Below are 22,347 nucleotides of genomic sequence, written 5' to 3'. Positions count from 1 at the left end.
AAATTCATCCTTGGGCCCTCGAGGGCCCTGAGCTTGTCGAAGGGCCGATCAGATCTCGTCGATCGATGCGGCTTCGAACCGGCTGGAGATGTTGATGCCGAGCTCCTCCGCTGCGCGGAAGGCCTCGTCGTCGGTGTCTCGCAGGTTGACAGCGGTGCCGTCGGCCGAGAGGACCTCGACGTTCAGGCAGAGCGACTGCATCTCCTTCATGAGCACCTTGAAGGACTCGGGGATGCCGGGCTCCTGGATGTTCTCGCCCTTGACGATCGCCTCGTACACCTTGACGCGGCCGAGGATGTCGTCGGACTTGATGGTGAGCAGCTCCTGCAGCGCATACGCGGCACCGTAGGCCTCGAGGGCCCACACCTCCATCTCACCGAAGCGCTGTCCACCGAACTGCGCCTTACCGCCGAGCGGCTGCTGCGTGATCATCGAGTAGGGGCCGGTCGAACGAGCGTGGATCTTGTCGTCGACGAGGTGGTGCAGCTTCAGGATGTACATGTAGCCGACCGAGATGGGAGCCGGGAACGGCTCGCCCGAGCGGCCGTCGAACAGCTGCGTCTTGCCCGACGAGTCGATCAGGCGCACGCCGTCGCGGGTCGGCAGGGTCGAGTCGAGCAGACCGGAGATCTCCTCCTCGCTGGCGCCGTCGAACACCGGGGTCGCGACCTTGGTGTTCGGGGCGACGTCGCGACCGTTCTCGGGCAGCTTGACAGCCCACTCGGGGTTGCCTTCCACCTTCCATCCGGTCTTGGCGATCCAGCCGAGGTGGGTCTCGAGGACCTGGCCGAAGTTCATTCGACCCGGGATGCCGAGCGGGTTCAGCACGACGTCGACCGGCGTGCCGTCCGACATGAAGGGCATGTCCTCGACGGGCAGGATCTTCGCGATGACGCCCTTGTTGCCGTGACGGCCGGCGAGCTTGTCGCCCTCGGTGATCTTGCGCTTCTGGGCGATGTAGACCACGACGCGGCGGTTGACGCCCGAGCCCAGCTCGTCGTCGCCCTCCTCGGCGTCGAACTCCTTGACGGCGATGATCGTGCCCTGCTCACCGTGAGGAACCTTCAGCGAGGTGTCGCGCACCTCGCGGCTCTTCTCGTTGAAGATGGCGCGAAGCAGGCGCTCCTCGGCCGACAGCTCGGTCTCGCCCTTCGGCGTGACCTTGCCGACGAGGATGTCGCCGGGGCGGACCTCGGCGCCGATGCGGATGATGCCGCGCTCGTCGAGGTCCTTCAGCAGCTCGGGGCTGACGTTGGGGAGGTCACGGGTGATCTCCTCCTTGCCCAGCTTCGTGTCGCGGGCGTCGACCTCGTACTCCTCGATGTGGATAGACGAGAGGGTGTCGTCCTTCACCAGCTCCTGGCTCAGGATGATCGCGTCCTCGAAGTTGTGGCCCTCCCACGGCATGAACGCGACGAGCAGGTTCTTGCCGAGCGCCAGCTCGCCGTTCTCGGTGGCGGGGCCGTCGGCGATGACCTCGCCGACCTCGACGCGCTCACCGGCGTTGACGATCACGCGCTGGTTGTAGGACGTGCCCTGGTTCGAGCGGTCGAACTTGCGCAGGTGGTACTCCTGCGTGCCGCCCTCGTCGAGCATGACGACGACGCGGTCTGCGGAGACCTCGCTGACGACACCGGCCTTCTGCGCGGTGACGACGTCACCTGCGTCGATGGCGGTGTAGCCCTCCATACCGGTGCCGACGAGCGGCGAGTCGGAACGGAGCAGCGGCACGGCCTGACGCTGCATGTTGGCGCCCATGAGCGCGCGCTGCGCGTCGTCGTGCTCGAGGAACGGCACGAGCGAGGTCGCGACCGACACCATCTGGCGCGGCGAGACGTCGATGTAGCCGATCTCCTCGGGCAGGAACAGGTCGACCTCACCCGATCCGCCGCGGGGACGGGCCAGGACGTGGCTCTCGGTGAAGCGGCCGTTCTTGTCGAGCGGGGCGTTGGCCTGCGCGATGTTGAAGTCGACCTCCTCGGCTGCCGTGAGGTAGTCGATCTGGTCGGTGACGGCACCGTCGACGACACGACGGTACGGGGTCTCGATGAAGCCGAACGAGTTGATGCGCGCGAAGGTCGCGAGAGCACCGATCAGACCGATGTTCGGGCCTTCAGGAGTCTCGATCGGGCACATGCGGCCGTAGTGCGAGGGGTGCACGTCTCGCACCTCGACGCCGGCGCGGTCACGCGAGAGACCACCGGGGCCGAGGGCCGACAGACGGCGCTTGTTGGTCAGACCCGCGAGCGGGTTGTTCTGGTCCATGAACTGCGACAGCTGCGAGGTGCCGAAGAACTCCTTGATCGCGGCCACGACGGGGCGCACGTTGATCAGGGTCTGCGGGGTGATGGCCTCGATGTCCTGCGTGGTCATGCGCTCGCGGACGACGCGCTCCATGCGCGACAGACCGGTGCGGACCTGGTTCTGGATCAGCTCGCCGACCGCGCGGATGCGACGGTTGCCGAAGTTGTCGATGTCGTCGGTGGCGATGCGGATCTCGGTCTTCTTGCCGCCGCGGACACCCTCGAACGTCTCGTCGCCGCGGTGGATGCGCACCAGGTACTTGATCGTCGCGACGATGTCGTCGACGGTCAGCACCGAGTCGGTGAGCGGGGCCGCGAGACCGAGCTTCTGGTTGATCTTGTAGCGACCCACCTTCGCCAGGTCGTAGCGCTTCGGGTTGAAGTAGAAGTTGTCGAGCAGCGAGCGCGCTGCCTCGGCGGCCACCTGCTCGCCCGGACGCAGCTTGCGGTAGATGTCGCGCAGGGCGTCTTCCTGGGTGAGGATGGTGTCCTTCGCCAGGGTCTCCTCGATGGAGGGGAAGCCGGCGAACTCGGCGAGGATCTGCTCGCTCGACAGGCCGAGCGCCTTCAGGAAGACGGTGACGGACTGCTTGCGCTTGCGGTCGATGCGCACGCCGACCTGGTCGCGCTTGTCGATCTCGAACTCGAGCCACGCGCCGCGGCTGGGGATGACGCGAGCGGTGACGATGTCCTTGTCACTGGTCTTGTCGGGGGTCTTGTCGAAGTAGACACCGGGCGAGCGAACGAGCTGCGAGACGACGACGCGCTCGGAGCCGTTGATGATGAACGTGCCCTTGTCGGTCTGCAGCGGGAAGTCGCCCATGAAGACCGTCTGGGTCTTGATCTCACCCGTGAGGTGGTTCATGAACTCGGCCTCGACGTACAGCGGGGCGGCGTAGGTCTTGCCGCGCTCCTTGCACTCGTCGATCGAGTACTTCTCGGGCTCGAGGTACGGGTTGGTGAACGAGAGCTGCATCGTCTCGCCGAGGTCCTCGATCGGGGAGATCTCCTCGAAGATCTCGCCGAGACCCGAGATCTCGGAGACGTCGCTGCGGCCGGACTTCTTGGCCTCGGCGACGCGGGCCTTCCAGTCGTCGTTGCCGACGAGCCAGCCGAAGGACTCGGTCTGCAGCGCGAGAAGGTCCGGGACCGTCAGCGTGTCGGAGATCTTGGCGAACGAGAGGCGGGAGACTCCGCGGCCGTTCTTGTTGGTGGTGGATGTGGATGCGTTGCGAGCAGCAGCCAAGGGAGTAACCTCCGTGAGCCCGTGCAGGGGCTGGTCGATTCCTAGACGTCGGTGGAGAACGCGCTCGAGAGCTCAACGGATGCCGACCACCATATGAGGGCACGGAGAAGCGAGCGCAACTACCAACTATACGCACGATTTCACGACATGGCAAGCAGGATCCTTGACCAATGCCCGCCGCTGCGGTATGAGCGACACTGCAGTATGCGCATCGTGCTCAGGTTCACCATAGGCTGCGACCCCGACACGGCCTGGCGAGCCCTGCACTCGCCGCGCATCCTCGGGAAGCTGTATGCGCCGCTGCTGCAGGTGCAGTCGCTTCTGCCCGGCCCGGTGCCGGAGCGGTGGATGCCCGGCGATGAGGCTCCCGTGCGACTGGCGGTCTTCGGCCGCATCCCGGTCGGCACGCAGCTGATCCGCGTCGATGATCGCACGGTCGACGAACCCGGCGGTCGGGTCCGCATCCTCCGCGACAGCGGCATCCCCCTCACCGGCCCGCTCGGCGGCCTCGACGTCTGGGACCACCAGATGGCGGTCTCGCCCCAGCCCGGGCGGCCGGACCGCACCCTGTGGCGCGAGCGGCTCACCTTCGACGGGCCGACGGCCGTGCTGCTGTGGCCGGCGCTGTGGGCGACGTGGCAGCTGCGCGCGTTGCGCGTGCGCGCCCTCGCGCCGCGCTGGGCGCGCGACCCGGATCTGAGCTGAGTGTCCGGATGCCACGGTGCCGAGCCATGGCATCCGGAACCGTCAGCGAGTCGAGGCGGTCATTCCTCGTGCATGGCGCTGCCGCGGCAGGCCACACCGGGGCCGCCCTCGGCGCCCTTCATGCCAGCGCGCACCAGCATCCCGTAGCTCTGCACGTGCCCGCCGGTGACGGCATCGTCGTTCATCCATGGCATCGGATTCATCTCCACGTCGTCGGGCAGATCGCGCCCCGAGAAGTGGCACGCCGAGTGCGCCTTGTCGCCGCCCTTCACGTCGCCGCCATTGCCGGTGTACTCGCCGGCCATCGCCGTTGCGCTGCTGCCCGCCACGAGCATCAGCGCAAGTGCGCAGCCGATCACAGCCTTCTTCATGTTCGTTCCCATCCCCAGAGAAACGAGTCGCCTCCCCTCGGCTCGATGCGGCGCCGTCGCCGCACAGCACCGTTCTAGACCCGCCGCGCGCCGCGCACAAGACCGATGTGCGGGCGTGCGGGTGTCAGGAGGCGATGCCGAGCTCGTTGCCGGGGATGGAGGCCAGCAGGCGACGCGTGTACGGGTCGCGGGGGTTGGTGAAGATCTCCTCCGAGCTCGCCGCCTCGACGAGCGCGCCGTCCTTCATGACGCACACGAAGTCGCTGATCAGCCGCACGACGGCGAGGTCGTGGGAGATGAACAGATAGCTGAGCCCGTACTCCTTCTGCAGGTCGCCGAGCAGAGTGAGGATCTGGTCCTGCACGAGCACGTCGAGCGCCGAGACCGGCTCATCGCACACGACCAGATCGGGCGAGAGCGCGAGCGCACGGGCGATCGCGACGCGCTGGCGCTGACCTCCCGACAGCTCGGACGGGTAGCGCTGCAGCATCGACTGCGGCAGGGCGACATCGTCGAGCAGCTTGCGCACGCGCGCTCGGCGCTCGGTGCGGTTGCCCCGCTTGTAGAACTCCAGCGGCTCGGCGATCAGGCGCTCGATCGTGAACATCGGATTGAGGCTCGAATACGGGTCCTGGAACACCGGCTGCACGCGCTGGCGGAACTCCTTCGCCTGCGCGCGATCGAGCTTCGCGATGTCGCGGCCCTCGAAGCGGATCGTCCCCGCCGTCGGCTCGATGAGCTTGAGCAGCATTCTTGCCGTCGTCGTCTTGCCCGAGCCCGACTCCCCCACGATCGCGACGGTCTTCCCCCGTGGCACGGCGAGCGATACGTCGTCCACGGCGACGAAGTCCTCTGCCTGGCCACGGATGGGGTAGACCTTGCGCAGACCCTCGATCTCGACGATGTTGTCGACGACCTCCGTCTGCCCCTCCCCCGTCGTGTCGGCACCGGCGAACACCTCGGGCTGCAGGCGCGCGGCCGCGATCGACGGCGCCGCCTTCACCAGGCTCTGCGTGTACGGGTGCTGCGGGTCCTCGAGGATCTGCCGTGCCGGGCCCTGCTCGACCACCCGTCCGCGGTGCATCACCACGACGCGCTGTGCGCGCTCGGCGGCGAGGCCGAGGTCGTGGGTGATCAGCAGCACGGCCGTGCCCAGCTCGCGGGTCATCTCCTCGAGCTGGTCGAGGATGGTCTGCTGCACCGTGACGTCGAGCGCGCTGGTGGGCTCGTCGGCGATGAGCAGCCGAGGACGGCACGCCAGGCCGATCGCGATCAGGGCGCGCTGGCGCAGACCGCCCGACAGCTCGTGCGGATACTGCTTGGCGCGCCGCTCGGGGTCGGGAAGACCTGCGGCCGAGAGCGCCTCGACGACCTTCTGCTGCACGTTGCCGCGGTTGGCGAGCCCGTGCGCGAGCAGCGTCTCGGCCACCTGCGTGCCGATCTTGGCGACCGGGTTGAGGTTCGACATCGGGTCCTGCGGGACCATGCCGATGTCGCGGCCTCGGATCCTGCGCATCTCGCTCTCGGCGATGCCGACCAGCTCGCGTCCGTCGAGCGTGATGCTCCCGCCGGCCACGTGTCCGCCGGAGGCGAGCAGGCCGATCACAGCCATCGCCGTCGTGGACTTGCCCGAGCCGGACTCGCCGACGATGGCGACGGTCTCACCGGCCGCGATCTCGAGGTCGACGCCCTCGACGGCGTGCACCACGCCGTCCATGGTGCCGAAGTCGACGGCGAGGTTCGACACCTGCAGCAGCGGCTGGCGCGGGGATTCGTTCGTGTTGTGCATATCCATCGTCTCGTCCCTCAACGCGCCCTGGTCCTGGGGTCCATCGCCTCGCGCAGCGCTTCGCCGAACAGCGTGAAGCCCAGCGCGGTCACCGCGATGCAGATGCCGGGCAGGAACGCCAGCTGCGGAGCGATCGCCAGCTCGTTCTGGGCATAGGTCAGCATCCGACCCCATTCCGCCGTCTCGGGGCGACCGCCGCCGAGACCGAGGAACGACAGCGCCGCCGCGTCGATCACCGCGGTGGCCAGGGTCAGCGTGCCCTGCACGATGACAGGTCCGATGGCGTTCGGCAGCACATGCGACATGGTGATGCGTCCGCGTCCGAGGCCGAGCGTCTGGGCCGAGAGCACATACTCCGCCGAGCGCTGCTGCAGCATCGAGGCGCGCAGCAGGCGCGCGAAGATCGGAACCTGCGAGGCTCCGATGGCGATCATCACCGCCGATGGCGTCTGGCCGAGGATCGCGGCGATCGACACGGCCAGCAACAGGTTCGGCACCGACAGGATGATGTCGACGATGCGCATGATCAGGGTGTCGACCCACCCGCCGAAGGTGCCGGCGATGAGACCGAGGATCATTCCGCCGACCAGGCCGAGCGCGGTCGAGACCACGCCCACGAGCAGGGAGGCCTGCGCTCCCCAGATCAGCTTCGAGAGCACGTCGCCGCCGAAGCGGTCGAGCCCGAGGGGGAACCCGTCGATCTCTCCGATGCCGGGGATGGTGGTCGGGGTGATGTGCTCCGTGCCCGGCAGCGCGCGCTCCGGGTAGGGAGCCAGGAGCGGCGACAATGCGGCGACGAGCAGGAAGAGCACGACGATCACGGCCCCGACCCACGCTGCGGGGTTGCGCCGAAGGCGGCGGAAGACGTCCTGCCAGAAGCCGCCGCCGGACTTCAGATCGGCCTGTGCGACGGCGACGGTGTCGAGCACCTCGCCGCCCTGTGCGGGTGGGAGCACTGCGCTCATCACTGAACCCTCACTCTCGGATCGATCAGGCTGTACGACACGTCGACGGCCAGGTTGATCAGCGCGTACGCGATCGCGATGAAGATGATGAAGCCCTGCAGCACCGGGAAGTCTCGCGAGAAGATCGACTGCGCGAGGAACGAGCCGACTCCCGGATACGCGAAGACGGTCTCGGTGAGCACCGCGCCCGAGATCAGCAGGCCGGTCTGCAGACCGATGGTGGTGATCACGGGCAGCATCGCGTTGCGCAGGATGAACCGGTTGCGGAGGGTGGACGATGCCACGCCCTTCGCCTTTCCGGTGCGCACGTAGTCGGCGTTCTGCACCTCGAGGACGCTCGCCCTGGTGATGCGCACGATGATCGCGAGCGGGATGGTCCCGAGTGCGAGGGCCGGCAGCACCAGGTGCAGCACGGCATCCCACGCCGCATCGAACTCGCCGGTGATGATGCCGTCCCAGACGTAGAAGCCGGTGACGTGCGTCGCGTCGATGCGCGGGCTCTGCCGGCCGTCCGAGGGCAGCCAGCCCAGCTGCACCGCGAAGATGTACTTCAGGATGAAGGCCAGGAAGAACACCGGGATGGTGATGCCGACGAGGCTGAAGATCACCGCGGAGTGGTCGGTCCACTTGCCGTGGCGGCGTGCCGCCCAGTAACCGAGCGGGATGCCGACGCCCACCGCGATGATGAGGGCCGCGACGCTGAGCTCGATCGTCGCCGGGAACCGGCGGAAGAACTCCTCGACGACGGGGCGGGACGTGACGATCGAGGAGCCGAAGTCGCCCTGCAGCAGGCGTCCGATCCAGGTCACGTACTGCTCGATCAGCGGGCGGTCGAATCCGTACAGCTGGTTGACCTGCTCGATGGCCTCAGGCGTGGCCTTCTCGCCGAGGAGGGCGACCGCCGGACCGCCCGGGAGTGCGCGGACCCAGGCGAACAGCAGGATGCTGAGGCCGAAGAGCGTGGGGATGAGCAGCAGCAGCCGCTTGCCTATTGTTCGAAGCACGAAGTTCTCCGTCAGGGCTGCGCCCTTCGTCCCGCTGCACGAGGCGACGAGACGAAGGGCGCAGCGGTGCCTTACTTGGTGAGGACGATCTCGCTGAAGACCTCGTCGTTCACCGGGCTCGCCGGGTAGCTCTTCACGCGCTCGTCGAACGCGAGCGTGGGAGCCGGGTGGGCGAGCGGAACACCGGGGATGAAGGTGGCGACTTCCTCGTTGATCTTCTCGTAGGCGGCGGTCTGCTCCTCGATGTTCGAGATGCCGCGGGCCTCGGTGAGCGCCTGGAACAGCTCGGGGTTGTCGAAGCCCCACTCCGCGCTCTTCGTGCCGAAGAACACGCCGACGAAGTTGTCGGTGTCGTTGTAGTCGCCGGTCCAGCCCAGCAGGTGGATGCCGTGGTCGGAGCCCGAGGTGATCTTCTCGAGGTAGTCAGGGCTCCAGGCGTCGGTCTGCGGGTTGACCTTCACGCCGACCTCTTCCAGCTGCTTCGCCAGCACGGTGAAGATCTGCTCGGGGTCCGGCATGTACGGGCGCGAGACGTTGACCGGGTAGTTGAAGGTCAGGGTCAGCGGCTTGTCAGCCGTGTAACCGGCCTCCTCGAGCAGCGACTTCGCCTTGGCGGGGTCGTAGTCGTAGGTCGTGACGTCCTTGTTGTAGCCGTTTACCACCGGCGGCACGAACTGCGTCGCCTTCTCGGTGCCCTCGGGCAGGACCTGCTTGATCAGCGCGTCCTTGTCGACGGCGTACGAGAGCGCCTGGCGGACCTTGATGTCCTGCAGCTCGGGGATCGCCTGGTTGAAGGCGAGGTACAGCACGGTGAACGGCGGGCGCGAGACCATGTTGAAGCCCTTGTCGGCGAGCGCCTTGGTGTCGGCTGGTCCGACAAGGTCGTAGCCGTCGATGTCGCCGGCCTCGAGCGCCTGACGGCGTGCGGTCGGGTCGCCGATGACGCGGAAGACGATCTCCTCGATCTGGCCCTTCTCACCCCAGTAGTCGTCGTAGGCGGTCAGGGTGACGTCCTCACCCGGAGCCCAGGCGTCGAACTGGAACGGACCGGTGCCGACCGGGTGGCCCTTGGCGTACTCGGACAGGACGGGAGCCTCGGCGGTGCCGCCGACCTCGTCTGCCTTGAACTCCTCGAGCGCAGAGGGGCTCTGCATGCTGAACGCGGGCAGCGAGAGCGACGCCACGAAGCCGGCGAACGGCTTGTTCAGCTCGATGGTCACCTTGTCTTCGCCGTCGGGCGTGCACGACTTGTACACGGCGTCGGCCGCGTTGGCCTTATAGCCGTGGAACAGCTTGTTGTAGTAGTAGCCGAGCGCCTCGGAGGCCAGCAGGCCCTCCCAGTTGAACCAGCGCTCGAAGTTGAAGCAGACGGCGTCGGCGTTGAACGGGGTGCCGTCGTGGAACTTCACACCGGTCTGCAGTGTGAAGGTGTGGCTGAGGCCGTCCTCTGCCGACTCCCACGACTCGGCGAGCAGCGGCGCCGGGTCTGCGGTGCCTGGCTTGGTGCCGACGAGACCCTCGAAGATCTGGCGCGAGACGCGGAACGTCTCGCCGTCCTGCGCGAGCGCCGGGTCGAGGCCCTGCGGGTCGGACGACGCGGCGAAGACGAAGGTGCTGTCGACGTCGCCGGACGACTCGGAGCCCTTGTCGTCGTCGCGCTGGCTGGCGACGCAGCCGGTCAGCAGCATCGCTGCGACGGCGGTGCCGGCGGCGAGGGCGATGCCTCGCCTGCGGGTGCTGTGGAGCATGGTGTGCCTCTCTGTGAATGCTTCATCGCATGGGCCGGATGCTTCATCGCATCCGCACATGATGCCTTGACGCTACTCAGCCGCCATGCGGAACTCCAAACTTTCGCGTGTTGCGATCCGGTATCAGGTCGCGCCCTGCGGGCCGCTGTAGGGTCGGATGCCATGAAGCGCAGCACCGTCGCTCGGCATGCCCCGCACCGCTCGCCCTCGGCATGGGGATCGGCCCTGCGGATGCTGGGGATCGGCATCGCCGTGGTGACCGTGTCGGCGCTCGGGATCGGGGGCTTCATCGCTGCGGATCTCGCCCTGAGGGTGAGCGACGGCGCGGTCGATCTGGAGGACGCGCCCGAGGTCGCGCCCCCGTCGCTCGGCGCCTATCCCGGGGAGTTCGCGATCCTGCTCGTCGGCACCGACGAATGCGGCGCGGTGTCGAAGCAGAAGCTCGGGGCGCGCTGCGTCGGAGAGGACGGCATCCGCAACGATGTGAACCTGCTCGTGCACGTCTCGCCCGAGCCGCGCAAGGTGAGCGTCGTGTCGCTGCCGCGCGACCTCATGATCGAGGTGCCCGAATGCACCCGCGAGGACGGCTCCGTGGCATCCCGATCGTCCAAGGCGGCGATCAACACCGTCTTCGAGCGCGCCGGGCTCTCGTGCGTCGCGAAGTCCGTCAGCGAGCTGAGCGGCATCGACATCGGCTTCGCCGCCAAGCTCAGCTTCGACGGTGTGATGGAGATCACCGACGCCATCGGCGGCGTCGAGATCTGCGTCGGCGGCACGGGCATCCGCGACCGGCACACCGACATCGACTGGGATCCGGGACCGCGCACCGTGTCTGGCTACGAGGCGCTGCAGTTCATCCGGGTGCGCAAGGGCATCGGCGACGGCAGCGACCTCGCGCGCATCTCGAACCAGCAGCAGTACATGTCTCGCCTTGCCAAGACCATCCTCAGCAGCGAGACGCTCACCGACGTGCCCAAGGTGCTGCGGCTGGCGAACGTCATCGCCGACAACGTCGAGCCCAGCAAGGAGCTCGCGAACCCCGTACGGCTCGCCCAGCTCGCCCTGGCACTGAAGGACGTGCCCTTCGACGAGTTCAAGTTCCTGCAGCTGCCGACGCTCGAAGACCCCGCGGACGCCGACCGCGTGGTGACCAACGAGAGCGCAGCCGAGCCGATGTGGGAGGCGATCCGCACCGGCGAGTCCATGCAGATCACCGGCAGACCGAGCAACCACGGCGGTGTGGTCGCCGAGGGCGAGGCAGAGCCTCCTTCGGAGTCTCCCTCCGCGGCTCCCAGCCCGTCCGCGTCACCGACGGAGGGCGTGGTGCTGTCGGATCAGATCAGCGGCATCGACCTGAACCAGGAGACCTGCTCTGGCGGCAAGCGGCGCTGACGCCGCCGGGCAGTACCCTCGAGGAATGGGACGAGCACGCGCGCGGGACACCTCCAACCCGCAGGCGCGGCTCGATCACGGCGGCATCGCAGAGGTGGCGCCCAGCGAGTTCGCGAGCGGGTTCGAGCTGATCGTCGACGGCACGCCGCAGTCGCATGTCGACCTCGATGACCCGACTCACCTGCACTTCGAGTACATCGTGCGGATGGGCGCGGTGATCGATCAGCTGGGCGCCTCGGCATCCGCCCCGCTCAGCGTCGTGCACCTCGGCGCCGGCGCTCTCACCATCCCCCGTTACATCGCCGCCACGCGACCGGGGTCGCGGCAGCAGGTGATCGAGTTGGAGGGGCCCCTGGTGACGCTCGTGCGCGAGCACCTGCCGCTGCCGCGGTCGGCTGCGATCCGCATCCGGATCGGGGATGCCCGCGATGGGCTCAGGCGGCTCCCTCCGGCCCTGACCGGGCACTGCGACCTGATCGTGTCGGACGTCTTCTCCGGCGCGCAGACGCCCGCGCATCTGACGAGCATCGAGTTCTACCGCGAGATCTCCGACCTGCTCGCACCGACGGGCGTGCTGCTGGTGAACATCGCCGACGGGCCCGGCCTGGCCTTCGCACGGCGGCAGGTCGCGACGGCCATGAGCGTGTTCGAGGAGGTCGCGCTGCTCGCCGACACGCAGGTGCTGAAGGGCCGCCGGTTCGGCAACCTCGTGCTCGCGGCATCCCGCACCGCCCTGCCGACGGAGTGGCTGCCGAGGCTGCTGGCCGCGGGCCCGCACCCGGCGAAGATCGCTCAGGACGCCGAGGTCGCCGACTTCGCGAAGGGCGCGGCGATCGTCACCGATGCGGATGCCGTGGCATCCCCTCGTCCCGACGCGAGCATCTTCCTGCGCTGAGCCCTTCTTCGCAGCGCGCGTCCGCGGGGCGGCTGCGCTGCCCTGTCGCGGATGGGAAACGCTGGTGACGACAGCACCGCACCGGCGTTTCCCCTCTGCAGGCGACGCAACCGGACGGGAAACGCCGGTGACGACAGCACCGCACCGGCGTTTCCCCTCTGTATGCGAGTCGGATGCCGAGTCGCAGGGCGTGCCTCGGACGGATCCCAGGTCGGGGAGGCAGACTGGGACGACGGTCGCGGAGAGGAGTCAGCAGTCGTGAATTTGATCCAGGGTTACGACCCCGAGACCCTTCGTGAGCTGGTGGATCCGCGCGAGTGCATGACGCGTCTCGCCGAGATCGAGAATCAGCGCAGCCTGCCCGTTCTGCTCGAGCGCGTGTGGCTTCTGAAGGTGCTCGACCGACTCGATGAGGCGCTGGATCTCGCCGACGAGACGGTGCGCCAGGCGCGCATGGCCGGCACCCGCAAAGACCTGCTGCGTGCCCGCGTGCTGCACGCGACCGTGCTGCAGAACCGCGGGTCGCACGCCGCCGCAGCCCAGGAGCTCGCGACCTGCGCGAACGAGGCCGAGGGCCAGGGCTGGGCCGGAATAGCCGCCTTCGCCCACCAGCATCACGGCAAGAACGCGTACGAGGCCCGCGATTTCGAGCAGGCGCGCGAGAGCTTCAAGCGCTCGCTCTTCCTGCGTCGCGCGGCGGGCGCCGACGACTCCGACCTCGAGAAGGCGCTGCGCGCCATCGAGGCCGCCGAGCGTCGCAGCGACGCGGTTGCCGAGGTGCTCGTCTGAGCCGACGCCGATGTCGGCCCGTGGTCCTACTCTGATCACATGGCCGATCTGAATCGCGTCCGCGTCTGGGGTGAAGCGCTGATCCGCATGCACCTCGACGAGTCGTGGTCGTTCGACTTCGACAACGCCAAGCGGCGTGCAGGTCTCTGCGACTATCAGCGCCGGCGCATCTCGGTGTCGCGCTACCTCGCCGCGCGTTTCGACGACGACGAGATCCACCAGACTCTGCTGCACGAGGTGGCTCACGCGATGGCCGGGCACGCCGCGGGCCACGGTCCGGCGTGGAAGCGCATCGCCCGCTCGCTCGGGTACGTCGGCGGCACCACGCACCACGGCGAGACTGCGACCGAGCTCGCACCGTGGATCGGCCGGTGCCCGTCGGGGCACGTCGCCTACAGGCACCGTCGCCCCGCCCGCGAGACCTCGTGCGCCAAATGCTCGCGGCGCTTCGACCGCCGCTTCCTGTTCGAGTGGCACCGCCGCGAGATCACCGCGGCCGACCGGCTCGCTGCGCAGCTCCCCCGCTGAGCCCTTCCGGTCGCGGCCTCCACGCGACCGCGAGGCCGTCAGTCGGCGACGCGCGGGGCGCGATAGCGCCGGACGAGCAGGGCGATCAGCCGCCAGCCGAGCAGCATCGCAGCCAGCACGAGCGAGGCCACGATGATGAACGGCGTCTCGGCGGTGTCACCGGAGGCGATGCGCAGCAGCATCCCGCCGCCGACCGTCACGATCCAGACGACCACTCCCCATCCCAGCGACCAGGGACGCCGCGGACGGGCGGGCACCAGCGCGGCGAGCGCGTGCCCGACGAGGAGCGCGACGAGGAAGGGCCAGGCCGTCATCAGGAAGCCGAGCGGATCCTCCTCATGCGAGGCGCGGCCGATCACCGCGAACACGAGCACGAAGACGGCATCGACGACGACCGCTGGCAGGTACCTCATGCTCCGACCCTACGACGCCGCTCGTGCTCTGCCCGGTCGGAAACACCAGACGATGCCGGATGCCCACGGCGCGGCGTCCCCCGACACACCGCGCTCGCACCGAACGGTCCGAGATTCCCGACGGAGGAGAGTCAGACGAACCGCTCGAAGATGCCCAGTCGCAGTTCGGGCACGGCGTCGACGGCATCCAGCTCCGCCGCCTCGGCCGTGGTCGCCGGGCGCACGCCCGCGGCCTCCATGCGGGCGGTGGATGCCACGCCCTCGACCAGCTCCCGACCCGAGCCGCTGCCGATGAGCATGTGCCTGAGGCCCGGTCGCAGCGCGCGGAACGCCTCGGCGGCGGCCGCCGCCTCCGGCGAGGAGTGATCGATGCCGAGATCGCACAGCGCTGCGACGATCGCCCCGGCGCCGAGCTGATCCTCGACCGCGAATCGCAGCTCACCCGTGGATGCGAGCTCGCCGGCGGCGACGATCGACACCGACGCCCGAGCGCCCTGGCGCTCCTGCAGCGTCATGACCGCGCGTGCGACGGCGGCGGCGTTGCGGATGCCTCCGACCAGGACGGTCGAGCGAGGGGCATCCGGAGAGCGGGGAGCAGAGGCCGCGGCGGCGACGGCCGCGCCGTTCGCCGACCACAGCACCGCAGCCTCGAGCGGGACCCGCTGCCCCGCGGCGACGGCATCGGCGAGGGTGGATGAGAAGCGGAGCACGTCGACCGCGATGACGATGTCGGCGGGGGCGAGCCGCGCGAGGCCCTCCGTCCCCCAATCCAAGCGAACCTGGTACGAGGACTGGTCGAACGGCGAGCGCATTCGCCCAGCATATTGCGGGCGACGCCTTCAGACGACGCAGGGCCCCGCACGACGCGCCGTGCGGAGCCCGAGCGGATCGCGATGGTCAGTCGGCGGCGAGCGCCTCGACCGGCGCCACCCGCGTCGCCAGGCGAGTGGGTGTGACCGCGGCGACCACCGTCAGCGCGGCCGTGGCGGCGACGATGATGGCGACGGGGATCCACGGCACCGCGGGGTACACGAGTCCGGCCGGCTCGAAGTCGGGCAGCACCGGCACCGATCCGAGCAGCGACTGCGCGGCGATCCAGCCGTACGCGATGCCGAGCACGAGTCCGGTCAGCGTCGCCGCGACGGTGATGTGAACGGCCTCGAGCAGCACCATCCGGCGCACCTGCGACGAGGTCAATCCGATCGCCCGCAGCAGGCCGAGCTCTCGGCGTCGCTGCACCACGCCGATGGTGAGCAGGTTGACCAGCCCGACAGCGGCGATGACCGCCGAGACGGCCACGAGCACCATCATGATGCTCGCGAATGCATCCATCGGGGCGAAGAAGTCGTCGACGAACTCGCCCTCGCTCTGCCGCATCATCAGGGCCTTCGCCGATTCCATCGCGACGGCGAACATGGTCACCAGCGCGACGCCCATCACGACGCCGATCGCCATACGGCTCGAACGCTCGGGGTGCCGCAGTGCGTTCTCTGCCGCCAGCCGAGCGGTCGCGCCGTCGCCGAAGAGGCGGCCGACCAGACGCAGCACCGGTGGCATGAACAGCGGCGACGCGGTGGCGAGTCCCGTGAACGAGAACAGCCCGCCGAAGAAGGCGACGACCACGCCGAGCGGGCTGATCAGCCCGAGCATGACGCCGGCGACGAGCAGTGCGATGCCGATCACGATCAGCACGAGGGCGCCGACGTGCTTGCCTCGCCGGCCGGCCTCATCGTCGTGGGTGCGCTCGACCGATCCGCCCAGAGCCTGCAGCGGGGTGACCGTGAGCACTCGTCGCGAGCCGATCCACGCGGCGAGCCACGTCGTCAGCGCGACGCCGACGACGGGGAAGACCACGCCGGGCTGAACGAGGGTGAACTCCTCTGGAGTCCGCTCGAGCAGGGAGTCGCCGATCAGCATCCCGACAGCCGAGAAGCCGATGCCCGCGACCAGGCCGATTCCCGCCCCGATCAGTCCGACCACGAAGCCCTGACCGGTCACCTCGGCGCGCTGCGACCGCGCGGACGCGCCGATCAGGCGCAGCAGCGCGATGCGACGGGTGCGCCCCGCGATGATCGTCGAGAAGGTGTTCGCGGTGACGATGGCCGCGACATACATCGCGACCGCCACCAGCAGCACCGAGAGGATCATCACGACGAGGGCGAGCATCTCGCTGTCGCCGATGAAAGGGTCTGCCTGCAGCATCGCCCCGATGTAGACGGTCACCTCGACGAGGATCACGCCGAACGCGGCGGCGAGGGCGGAGACGAGGATGCTGGCGCCCATCCCCCGCTCGCGCAGCCAGCCGAGACGGGCGACGCGGGGTCTGCTGAGTTCGAGACGCGGCACCGTGGCGGCCGGCGCGCTCATGCCGCGACCTCGGCGGCGAGCATGTGGGCGGCGATCTGCTCGGCGCTCTGCCTGGGGTGGTCTGCGGTGATGCGTCCGTCTCCGAGGAAGAGCACGCGGTCAGCGTGGCTCGCCGCGATCGCGTCGTGCGTGACCATCGCGATCGACTGGCCGTGATCGCGGCTCGCACTCGCGAGCAGCTCGAGCACCTCGCGTCCGCTGCGGGAGTCGAGGTTGCCTGTCGGCTCGTCGGCGAAGACGAGGTCGGGTGCCGTGGCGAGCGCACGGGCGATGGCGACACGCTGCTGCTGACCGCCGGAGAGCTCGTGCGGGCGATGGGTAAGGCGGGATGCCAGGCCGAGGCGGTCGACGAGCGAGTCGATGCGCGCGCGCTCGATCGCCGTCGGGCGACGCCCGTCGAGCTCGAACGGCAGCAGGATGTTGGCCAGTGCGTCGAGGGTCGGCACGAGGTTGAATGCCTGGAAGATGAACCCGACGCGACGACGGCGCAGCACCGTCATCTCGAGGTCGCCGAGGCCGGTGATCTCGGTGTCGCCGATCCACGCGCGCCCCTCGGTGGGGGCATCGAGGCCGGCCATGATGTGCATGAGCGTCGACTTGCCCGAGCCGGACGGGCCCATGATGGCGGTGAACTGGCCACGGCGGATTCCGACGCTGACGTCGTCGAGGGCGCGGACACCGGCGGCGCCGGCCCCGTAGGTCTTGGTGAGGTGCTGGACGCGTGCGGCGAGGCCGAGGTCCGAGGTCGTGATCTCCATGCCTTCGACGCTATTTCCGGCATCCGGGCGGTCGCATCGGCCAGGGGATGCATTCGCGTACATCCGGAGGATGATCGCGCTCGCACCTCCCGACTGAGGTCGGGTACGGATGTCGGCGGGGATCACGGATGTCGGCGCGATGCGCCGAATCGCGCCGACATCCGTGAATCGCGCCGACATCTGTGTTGGCTGCGGCCGGACGCCGGATGCCGGATGCCGGGGCTGCGACGCCGGACGCCGGATGGCGGATGCCGGGGCTGCCTCAGGCCAGGCCGTGCTCGAAGGCGAAGACGACCAGCTGCACGCGATCGCGCAGGCGCAGCTTGGTGAGGATGCGGCTGATGTGCGTCTTGACCGTCGCCTCGCTGAGGAACTCGCGTGCCGCGATCTCGGAGTTCGACAGCCCGCGTGCGGCGAGCGCGAAGATCTCGCGCTCGCGATCGGTGAGGTCGGCGTACTCGGCCGGCACGGGCTTGGTCTCGGCCGTGAAGTGCGCGAAGAGCTCGCGGGTGGCGGATGCCGCGATGACGCTCGAGCCGGATTCCACCGTGCGGATGGCGGCCAGGAGGAACTCGGGGTCGGCGTCCTTGAGCAGGAATCCGCTGGCGCCCTGCTGGATCGCCCGCGCTGCCGCCTCGTCGAGGTCGAAGGTGGTGAGCATCACGACCCGCGGCGGATCAGGCTGCGCGAGCACCTCGGCGGTGGCCGTCAGGCCGTCCATCACGGGCATCCGGATGTCCATCAGCACCACATCGGGGCGGGTGCGGGCGATGACCTCGAGGGCCTCCCTGCCGTCGCCGGCCTCGCCGACGACGTCCATGTCGGGCTGCGACGAGACGAGCATCCGCACACCCGCACGGAAAAGCGCCTGGTCGTCGACGAGCACGACCCTGATCATCCTGACCTCCTGGTCGTCTTCGGCCGCTCAGTTCGCCGAGGGGCCGATCGGAAGCGTAGCGCGGACGGTGAACCAGCTCGGCTCATGTTGCACCGTGAGCACTCCTCCGACGAGCTGCGCACGTTCCCGCATTCCGATGACCCCGTGCCCTCCTGGCACGGTCGGCGTCGTACCAGGCGCGGACGGCGCGGACGGCGGGGGGATGCGGTTGCGCACCGCGATCTCGACGCGATCCGCCCACCACGACAGCCGAACGTCGACGTCGCCCTCGCCATGACGGATGGCATTGGTGAGCGCCTCCTGCAGGATGCGGTACACGGCGAGCTGGATGGCTCCCGGGGGCTCGCCCTGAGGCATCGGGTCGACGGTCACCCGCGGCTCGACACCCGCCTGGCGCACCTGCGCGAACAGGGCCTCGAGATCGGCGAGCGTCGGCTGCGGGCCGTCGCCCTGACGGTGGCGGAGCTGCGTCAGCAGCATCCGCACGTCGGACAACGCGGAGCGGGCGGTCTGCGCGATCGTGACCAGTGCCTCCTGCGCGAGCTCGGGCTTCGCCGCGGCGGCGTAACGAGCGCCGTCGGACTGCGCGATCACGACGGCGAGGGAGTGCGCCACGACGTCGTGCATGTCGCGGGCGATGCGAACCCGCTCCTGCTCCTCTGCGGCGACGGTCTCGGCACGCAGCTGGGCCTCGCGGTTCGCCCGGCTCTGCCGAACCAGGCGCCACAGCAGGCCGGCACCCCACGCCATGGCCAGCGACAGCACGATCGTGAGCCCCATCGTGACGCTGAGCAGCAGCAGGCGCACCTCGAGCGGAGCGGGGGCGGCGACCGCGGCGACGTCGTACTGCAGCAGCCCGATGTACAGTCCGCCGAGTATGCCGCCGCCGACGGCAGAGGCGCCGCCGAGCCAGAGCATGCGCTGCGTGCCCCACGCGGAGGTGGCGAACAGCACCCCGAAGATCGCGATGTCCGTCGGCAGCGGCGGAAGGCCGGCCCCCATCTGCAGGAGGGCGCCCGCCCAGGCGAGGATGAGGGCGATCGGCGGTGACAGCCGGCTGATCGCCGCGGCACCCCAGATCAGCAGGGACGTGACGACGAGCATGAGCGTCGCCGACATCTCGGGCAGCCAGAAGCTGAGCTGCTCCGCGCTGAAGGTCAGCGACAGCGGAATCGTGATCAGCGCGCCGAAGACCGCCCCGACGATGTCGAGCACGAGCCAGGGCGTGGGAATGCGGCGAATCACACGTTCACGCTACGGGAGTGCGTGCGCACCCCGCGTCCGTCTCGAGATGTATCCCGGCGCTCAGGCTCGACAGAGGATCTCGCCGTGCGGCACGAGGTACCAGCCGTCGCCGTCGGATGCCCAGCTGCGCCACGCATCGCTGATCTGCTGCAGCTGGGCGCGGGTGGCGAGCCCCTCGCGCTCGAGCTGCGCGGCGAGCGCGGACTGCAGGATGCGGTCTGCCCACATCCCGCCCCACCACTCGCGCTCTGCGGGGGTGGCGTAGCACCACGTCGATGCGGTCGCCGTGATGTCGGTGAATCCCGCCGCTCGCGCCCACTGCAGCAGGCGGCGCCCGGCATCGGGCTCTCCCCCGTTGAGCCGGGCGGCTTCCCGGTAGAGCCGCAGCCACTCGTCGAGCTCGGGCAGCAGCGGGAACCAGATGAACCCCGCGTAGTCGGCGTCTCGGGCGGCGACGATGCCGCCGGGCTTCGTGACGCGGCGCATCTCGCGCAGGGCCTGCACCGGATCGCCGACGTGCTGCAGCACCTGGTGCGCGTGCACGATGTCGAACGCGGCGTCGGCGAAGCTCAGCGCATGCACGTCTTCGACCGCGAAGTCGATGTTGTCGATGCCGCGCTCGGCGGCGAGCGTGCGCGAGAGGTTCAGCGCGTCTTCTGAGATCTCGACGGCGGTGACACTCGCGACCCGCCCCGCGAAGTCCGCTGTGATCGTGCCCGGGCCCGCGCCCACGTCGAGAAGGTGGGCATCGGCCGCGAGGTGGGGCTCCAGATACGCCGCGGAGTTCGCGATCGATCGGACGTTGTGCGAGCGCAGCACCGAGTCGTGGTGCCCGTGGGTGTAGACGGCCATGCTGTCAGTCTTGCATCACCGTCAGCCCTGCGCAGAACGCCGCAGGGCCTCGCGGTCGGGCTTTCCCGATGCCAGCATCGGGATCGCCCCCGCCTCGAGTCGAGCCGGCCGGGCGTGCCGTCCGATCTCCTCCTCTACATGTGCGCGGCCGGCCTCGAGCAGTCGCGCCGCGTCTGCACTGGCCACGTCGGCGAAGATGACGGATGCCTGACCCCAGCGCTCATCGGCGACGCCGACCACCACGGCGTGCTCGAGACCCGGGATGCTGCGCACCGCCCGCTCGACCCGGTCGAGCGACACGTTGATACCGCCCGAGACGATGACGTTGTCGATGCGGCCGGTGATCGTGAGACGCCCATCGGGGGCGACGCTGCCCGCGTCGCCGGTGCGGTACCAGCGGACGCCGCCGCCCTCGGTCGAGAAGACGCCGGCCGTGAGCACCGGGTCGCCGAGATAGCCGTCGGCGAGCATCGGGCCGCTGATGCGCACCTCGCCGTCGACCTCAGCCAGGTGCACGCCGTCGAGGGGCAGGCCGTCGTAGACGCACCCGCCGGCGGTCTCGCTCGAACCGTAGGTGCGCACGATCCGCGCGCCCAGGTCGCCCGCGCGCTCGTGCAGCGACGGGGGCAGTGCCTGGCCGCCGACGAGGATCGCCCGGTATGAGGTCAGGGCGTCGCGCACATCCGCACGCGACTGCGCCGCATCGAGGAGCGTCGCGAGCTGAGCGGGCACCAGCGAGGTGAACCGGTCGACGTCGTCTCGCAGCGCACGGGTGGCCACCACGAACGACTCGGCCGTGAACCTGCCCTCCAGCAGCACCGGATCCACGTCCGCCAGCAGCGAGCGCCCGAGCACCTGCACGCCGGCGATGTATGCGGCGGGCAGCGCGAGCATCCACTGTCCTGAGCCGATCCGCGCGGCGGTCGCCTCTGCGCTCGATCGCAGAGCGGCGGCGCTGAGCACGACCCGCTTCGGCACCCCGCTCGACCCCGACGTCGCGATCACGACCCCGGTGCCCGCCGGCACGAGGTCGCCGGGCGCGGGATCGAAGCCGAGTGCGAGCGGGCGGATGCCATCGAGCGCTGCGGGCAGGGCATCCCGAACAGCGGCGGCGTCTGCGCCGTCGATCGCGTGCAGCGTCACCCCGTCCACGCGATCAGAAGTGGTAGGGGAAGGGCGACCAGTCTGGATCGCGCTTCTGCAGGAACGAGTCGCGCCCCTCGACCGCCTCGTCGGTTCCGTAGGCGAGTCGCGTGGCCTCGCCTGCGAACACCTGCTGGCCGACCATGCCGTCGTCGACGGCGTTGAAGGCGAACTTCAGCATGCGGATCGCGGTCGGCGACTTCGTCAGCACGGTGCGCGCCATCGCCAGCGCCTCGCGCTCGAGCTCGGCATGGGGCACCACCCGGTTCACCGCGCCCATCTCGTACGCGCGCTGCGCCGAGTACTCCTCGGCGAGGAAGAACACCTCGCGGGCGATCTTCTGCCCGGTCTGGCGCGCCATGTACGCCGAGCCGTAGCCGGCGTCGAAGCTGCCCACATCGGCATCCGTCTGCTTGAAGCGGCCATGCTCGGCGCTGGCGATCGTGAGGTCGCACACGACGTGCAGGGAATGCCCGCCGCCCGCAGCCCACCCGGGGACGACGGCGATGACGACCTTGGGCATGAATCGGATGAGCCGCTGCACCTCGAGGATGTGCAGGCGACCGGCCCGCGCCGTGTCGTGCACGGTCGCCTCGTCGTCGCTGTACTTGTAGCCGTCGCGGCCGCGGATGCGCTGGTCGCCGCCCGAGCAGAACGCCCATCCGCCGTCCTTCGGGCTCGGTCCGTTGCCCGTGAGCAGCACCGCACCGATACGCGGGTCCTGCCTGGCGATGTCGAGGGCACGGTAGAGCTCGTCGACGGTGTGCGGGCGGAAGGCGTTGCGCACCTCGGGCCGGTCGAACGCGATCCGGGCGACGCCCCCGTCGCGGGACACGTGCGCGGTGATGTCGGTGTAAGCCTCGGCGCCGGGCGCCGTCTGCCACTCGGACGGGTCGAAGATGTCGGAGACGAAATCGGCGGTCACGGCTCTCAGCC

The 22,347-nt window shown here is 69.3% G+C and carries 20 protein-coding genes; 5 read left to right on the top strand and 15 right to left on the bottom strand.

Annotated features, from left to right (window positions below):
- Nucleotides 1–48 precede the first annotated feature (48 nt).
- On the bottom strand, nucleotides 49–3,549 hold the full coding sequence (gene rpoB / locus FVO59_RS09075; protein WP_182252343.1) for a DNA-directed RNA polymerase subunit beta: 3,501 nt from the start codon (nucleotides 3,547–3,549) through the stop codon (nucleotides 49–51).
- 204 nt (nucleotides 3,550–3,753) lie between these two features.
- Between rpoB and FVO59_RS09070 the strand changes: the two genes are divergently transcribed.
- Nucleotides 3,754–4,254, top strand: coding sequence for a hypothetical protein (locus tag FVO59_RS09070; protein ID WP_182252342.1), 501 nt, complete (start codon nucleotides 3,754–3,756; stop codon nucleotides 4,252–4,254).
- A gap of 59 nt (nucleotides 4,255–4,313) precedes the next feature.
- On the opposite strand, the gene FVO59_RS09065 is transcribed toward FVO59_RS09070, so the two are convergent.
- From FVO59_RS09065 to FVO59_RS09045, 5 genes are all read right to left on the bottom strand, one after another.
- Nucleotides 4,314–4,625: a hypothetical protein gene (locus FVO59_RS09065; protein ID WP_182252341.1), complete on the bottom strand. Its 312-nt coding sequence runs from the start codon at nucleotides 4,623–4,625 to the stop codon at nucleotides 4,314–4,316.
- A gap of 124 nt (nucleotides 4,626–4,749) precedes the next feature.
- Entirely contained in the window at nucleotides 4,750–6,414 is a 1,665-nt protein-coding gene (locus FVO59_RS09060; RefSeq protein WP_182252340.1) for an ABC transporter ATP-binding protein, read from the bottom strand.
- Between the two features lie 17 nt (nucleotides 6,415–6,431).
- The gene (locus FVO59_RS09055) at nucleotides 6,432–7,379 is read right to left on the bottom strand and encodes an ABC transporter permease (RefSeq protein ID WP_182252339.1); all 948 of its coding nucleotides are present in this window, start codon (nucleotides 7,377–7,379) and stop codon (nucleotides 6,432–6,434) included.
- The gene (locus tag FVO59_RS09050) at nucleotides 7,379–8,383 is read right to left on the bottom strand and encodes an ABC transporter permease (protein WP_182252338.1); all 1,005 of its coding nucleotides are present in this window, start codon (nucleotides 8,381–8,383) and stop codon (nucleotides 7,379–7,381) included. The genes FVO59_RS09055 and FVO59_RS09050 overlap by 1 nt, the downstream gene beginning before the upstream one ends.
- Before the next feature lie 71 nt (nucleotides 8,384–8,454).
- On the bottom strand, nucleotides 8,455–10,131 hold the full coding sequence (locus FVO59_RS09045) for an ABC transporter substrate-binding protein (RefSeq protein ID WP_182252337.1): 1,677 nt from the start codon (nucleotides 10,129–10,131) through the stop codon (nucleotides 8,455–8,457).
- A gap of 162 nt (nucleotides 10,132–10,293) precedes the next feature.
- Between FVO59_RS09045 and FVO59_RS09040 the strand changes: the two genes are divergently transcribed.
- From FVO59_RS09040 to FVO59_RS09025, 4 genes are all read left to right on the top strand, one after another.
- On the top strand, nucleotides 10,294–11,523 hold the full coding sequence (locus tag FVO59_RS09040) for an LCP family protein (protein ID WP_182252336.1): 1,230 nt from the start codon (nucleotides 10,294–10,296) through the stop codon (nucleotides 11,521–11,523).
- 25 nt (nucleotides 11,524–11,548) lie between these two features.
- Complete coding sequence (locus FVO59_RS09035) at nucleotides 11,549–12,418, top strand: spermidine synthase (protein WP_182252335.1); 870 nt, start codon at nucleotides 11,549–11,551, stop codon at nucleotides 12,416–12,418.
- Nucleotides 12,419–12,676: 258 nt separating this feature from the next.
- Nucleotides 12,677–13,207: a hypothetical protein gene (locus FVO59_RS09030; RefSeq protein ID WP_182252334.1), complete on the top strand. Its 531-nt coding sequence runs from the start codon at nucleotides 12,677–12,679 to the stop codon at nucleotides 13,205–13,207.
- A gap of 39 nt (nucleotides 13,208–13,246) precedes the next feature.
- Nucleotides 13,247–13,735, top strand: a complete 489-nt coding sequence (locus tag FVO59_RS09025; RefSeq protein WP_182252333.1) for a SprT-like domain-containing protein — start codon at nucleotides 13,247–13,249, stop codon at nucleotides 13,733–13,735.
- Nucleotides 13,736–13,773: 38 nt separating this feature from the next.
- Here the strand turns inward: FVO59_RS09025 and FVO59_RS09020 are convergent, their stop codons facing one another.
- The 9 genes from FVO59_RS09020 to FVO59_RS08980 form a co-directional block, all read right to left on the bottom strand.
- Nucleotides 13,774–14,148: a DUF3054 domain-containing protein gene (locus FVO59_RS09020; protein ID WP_182252332.1), complete on the bottom strand. Its 375-nt coding sequence runs from the start codon at nucleotides 14,146–14,148 to the stop codon at nucleotides 13,774–13,776.
- Nucleotides 14,149–14,279: 131 nt separating this feature from the next.
- Nucleotides 14,280–14,960, bottom strand: a complete 681-nt coding sequence (locus FVO59_RS09015; protein ID WP_182252331.1) for a 2-phosphosulfolactate phosphatase — start codon at nucleotides 14,958–14,960, stop codon at nucleotides 14,280–14,282.
- A gap of 85 nt (nucleotides 14,961–15,045) precedes the next feature.
- A complete protein-coding gene (locus FVO59_RS09010) occupies nucleotides 15,046–16,515 on the bottom strand; it encodes an FtsX-like permease family protein (protein WP_182252330.1) in 1,470 nt (489 codons plus the stop codon).
- A complete protein-coding gene (locus FVO59_RS09005) occupies nucleotides 16,512–17,273 on the bottom strand; it encodes an ABC transporter ATP-binding protein (protein WP_182252329.1) in 762 nt (253 codons plus the stop codon). Before FVO59_RS09005 ends, FVO59_RS09010 begins: the two co-directional genes overlap by 4 nt.
- Before the next feature lie 262 nt (nucleotides 17,274–17,535).
- On the bottom strand, nucleotides 17,536–18,171 hold the full coding sequence (locus FVO59_RS09000) for a response regulator (RefSeq protein ID WP_182252328.1): 636 nt from the start codon (nucleotides 18,169–18,171) through the stop codon (nucleotides 17,536–17,538).
- A gap of 27 nt (nucleotides 18,172–18,198) precedes the next feature.
- Nucleotides 18,199–19,416, bottom strand: a complete 1,218-nt coding sequence (locus FVO59_RS08995) for a sensor histidine kinase (RefSeq protein ID WP_259363124.1) — start codon at nucleotides 19,414–19,416, stop codon at nucleotides 18,199–18,201.
- Nucleotides 19,417–19,476: 60 nt separating this feature from the next.
- Nucleotides 19,477–20,268: a class I SAM-dependent methyltransferase gene (locus FVO59_RS08990; protein WP_182252327.1), complete on the bottom strand. Its 792-nt coding sequence runs from the start codon at nucleotides 20,266–20,268 to the stop codon at nucleotides 19,477–19,479.
- A 21-nt stretch (nucleotides 20,269–20,289) separates the two neighbouring features.
- Nucleotides 20,290–21,411: an AMP-binding protein gene (locus FVO59_RS08985; protein WP_182252326.1), complete on the bottom strand. Its 1,122-nt coding sequence runs from the start codon at nucleotides 21,409–21,411 to the stop codon at nucleotides 20,290–20,292.
- A gap of 13 nt (nucleotides 21,412–21,424) precedes the next feature.
- Nucleotides 21,425–22,336, bottom strand: coding sequence for a 1,4-dihydroxy-2-naphthoyl-CoA synthase (locus tag FVO59_RS08980; RefSeq protein ID WP_182252325.1), 912 nt, complete (start codon nucleotides 22,334–22,336; stop codon nucleotides 21,425–21,427).
- Nucleotides 22,337–22,347 lie beyond the last annotated feature (11 nt).

The organism is Microbacterium esteraromaticum (assembly GCF_014084045.1).
Taxonomy (GTDB): Bacteria; Actinomycetota; Actinomycetes; order Actinomycetales; family Microbacteriaceae; genus Microbacterium; species Microbacterium esteraromaticum_D.
This window is presented reverse-complemented; position numbering and strand designations above follow the sequence as displayed.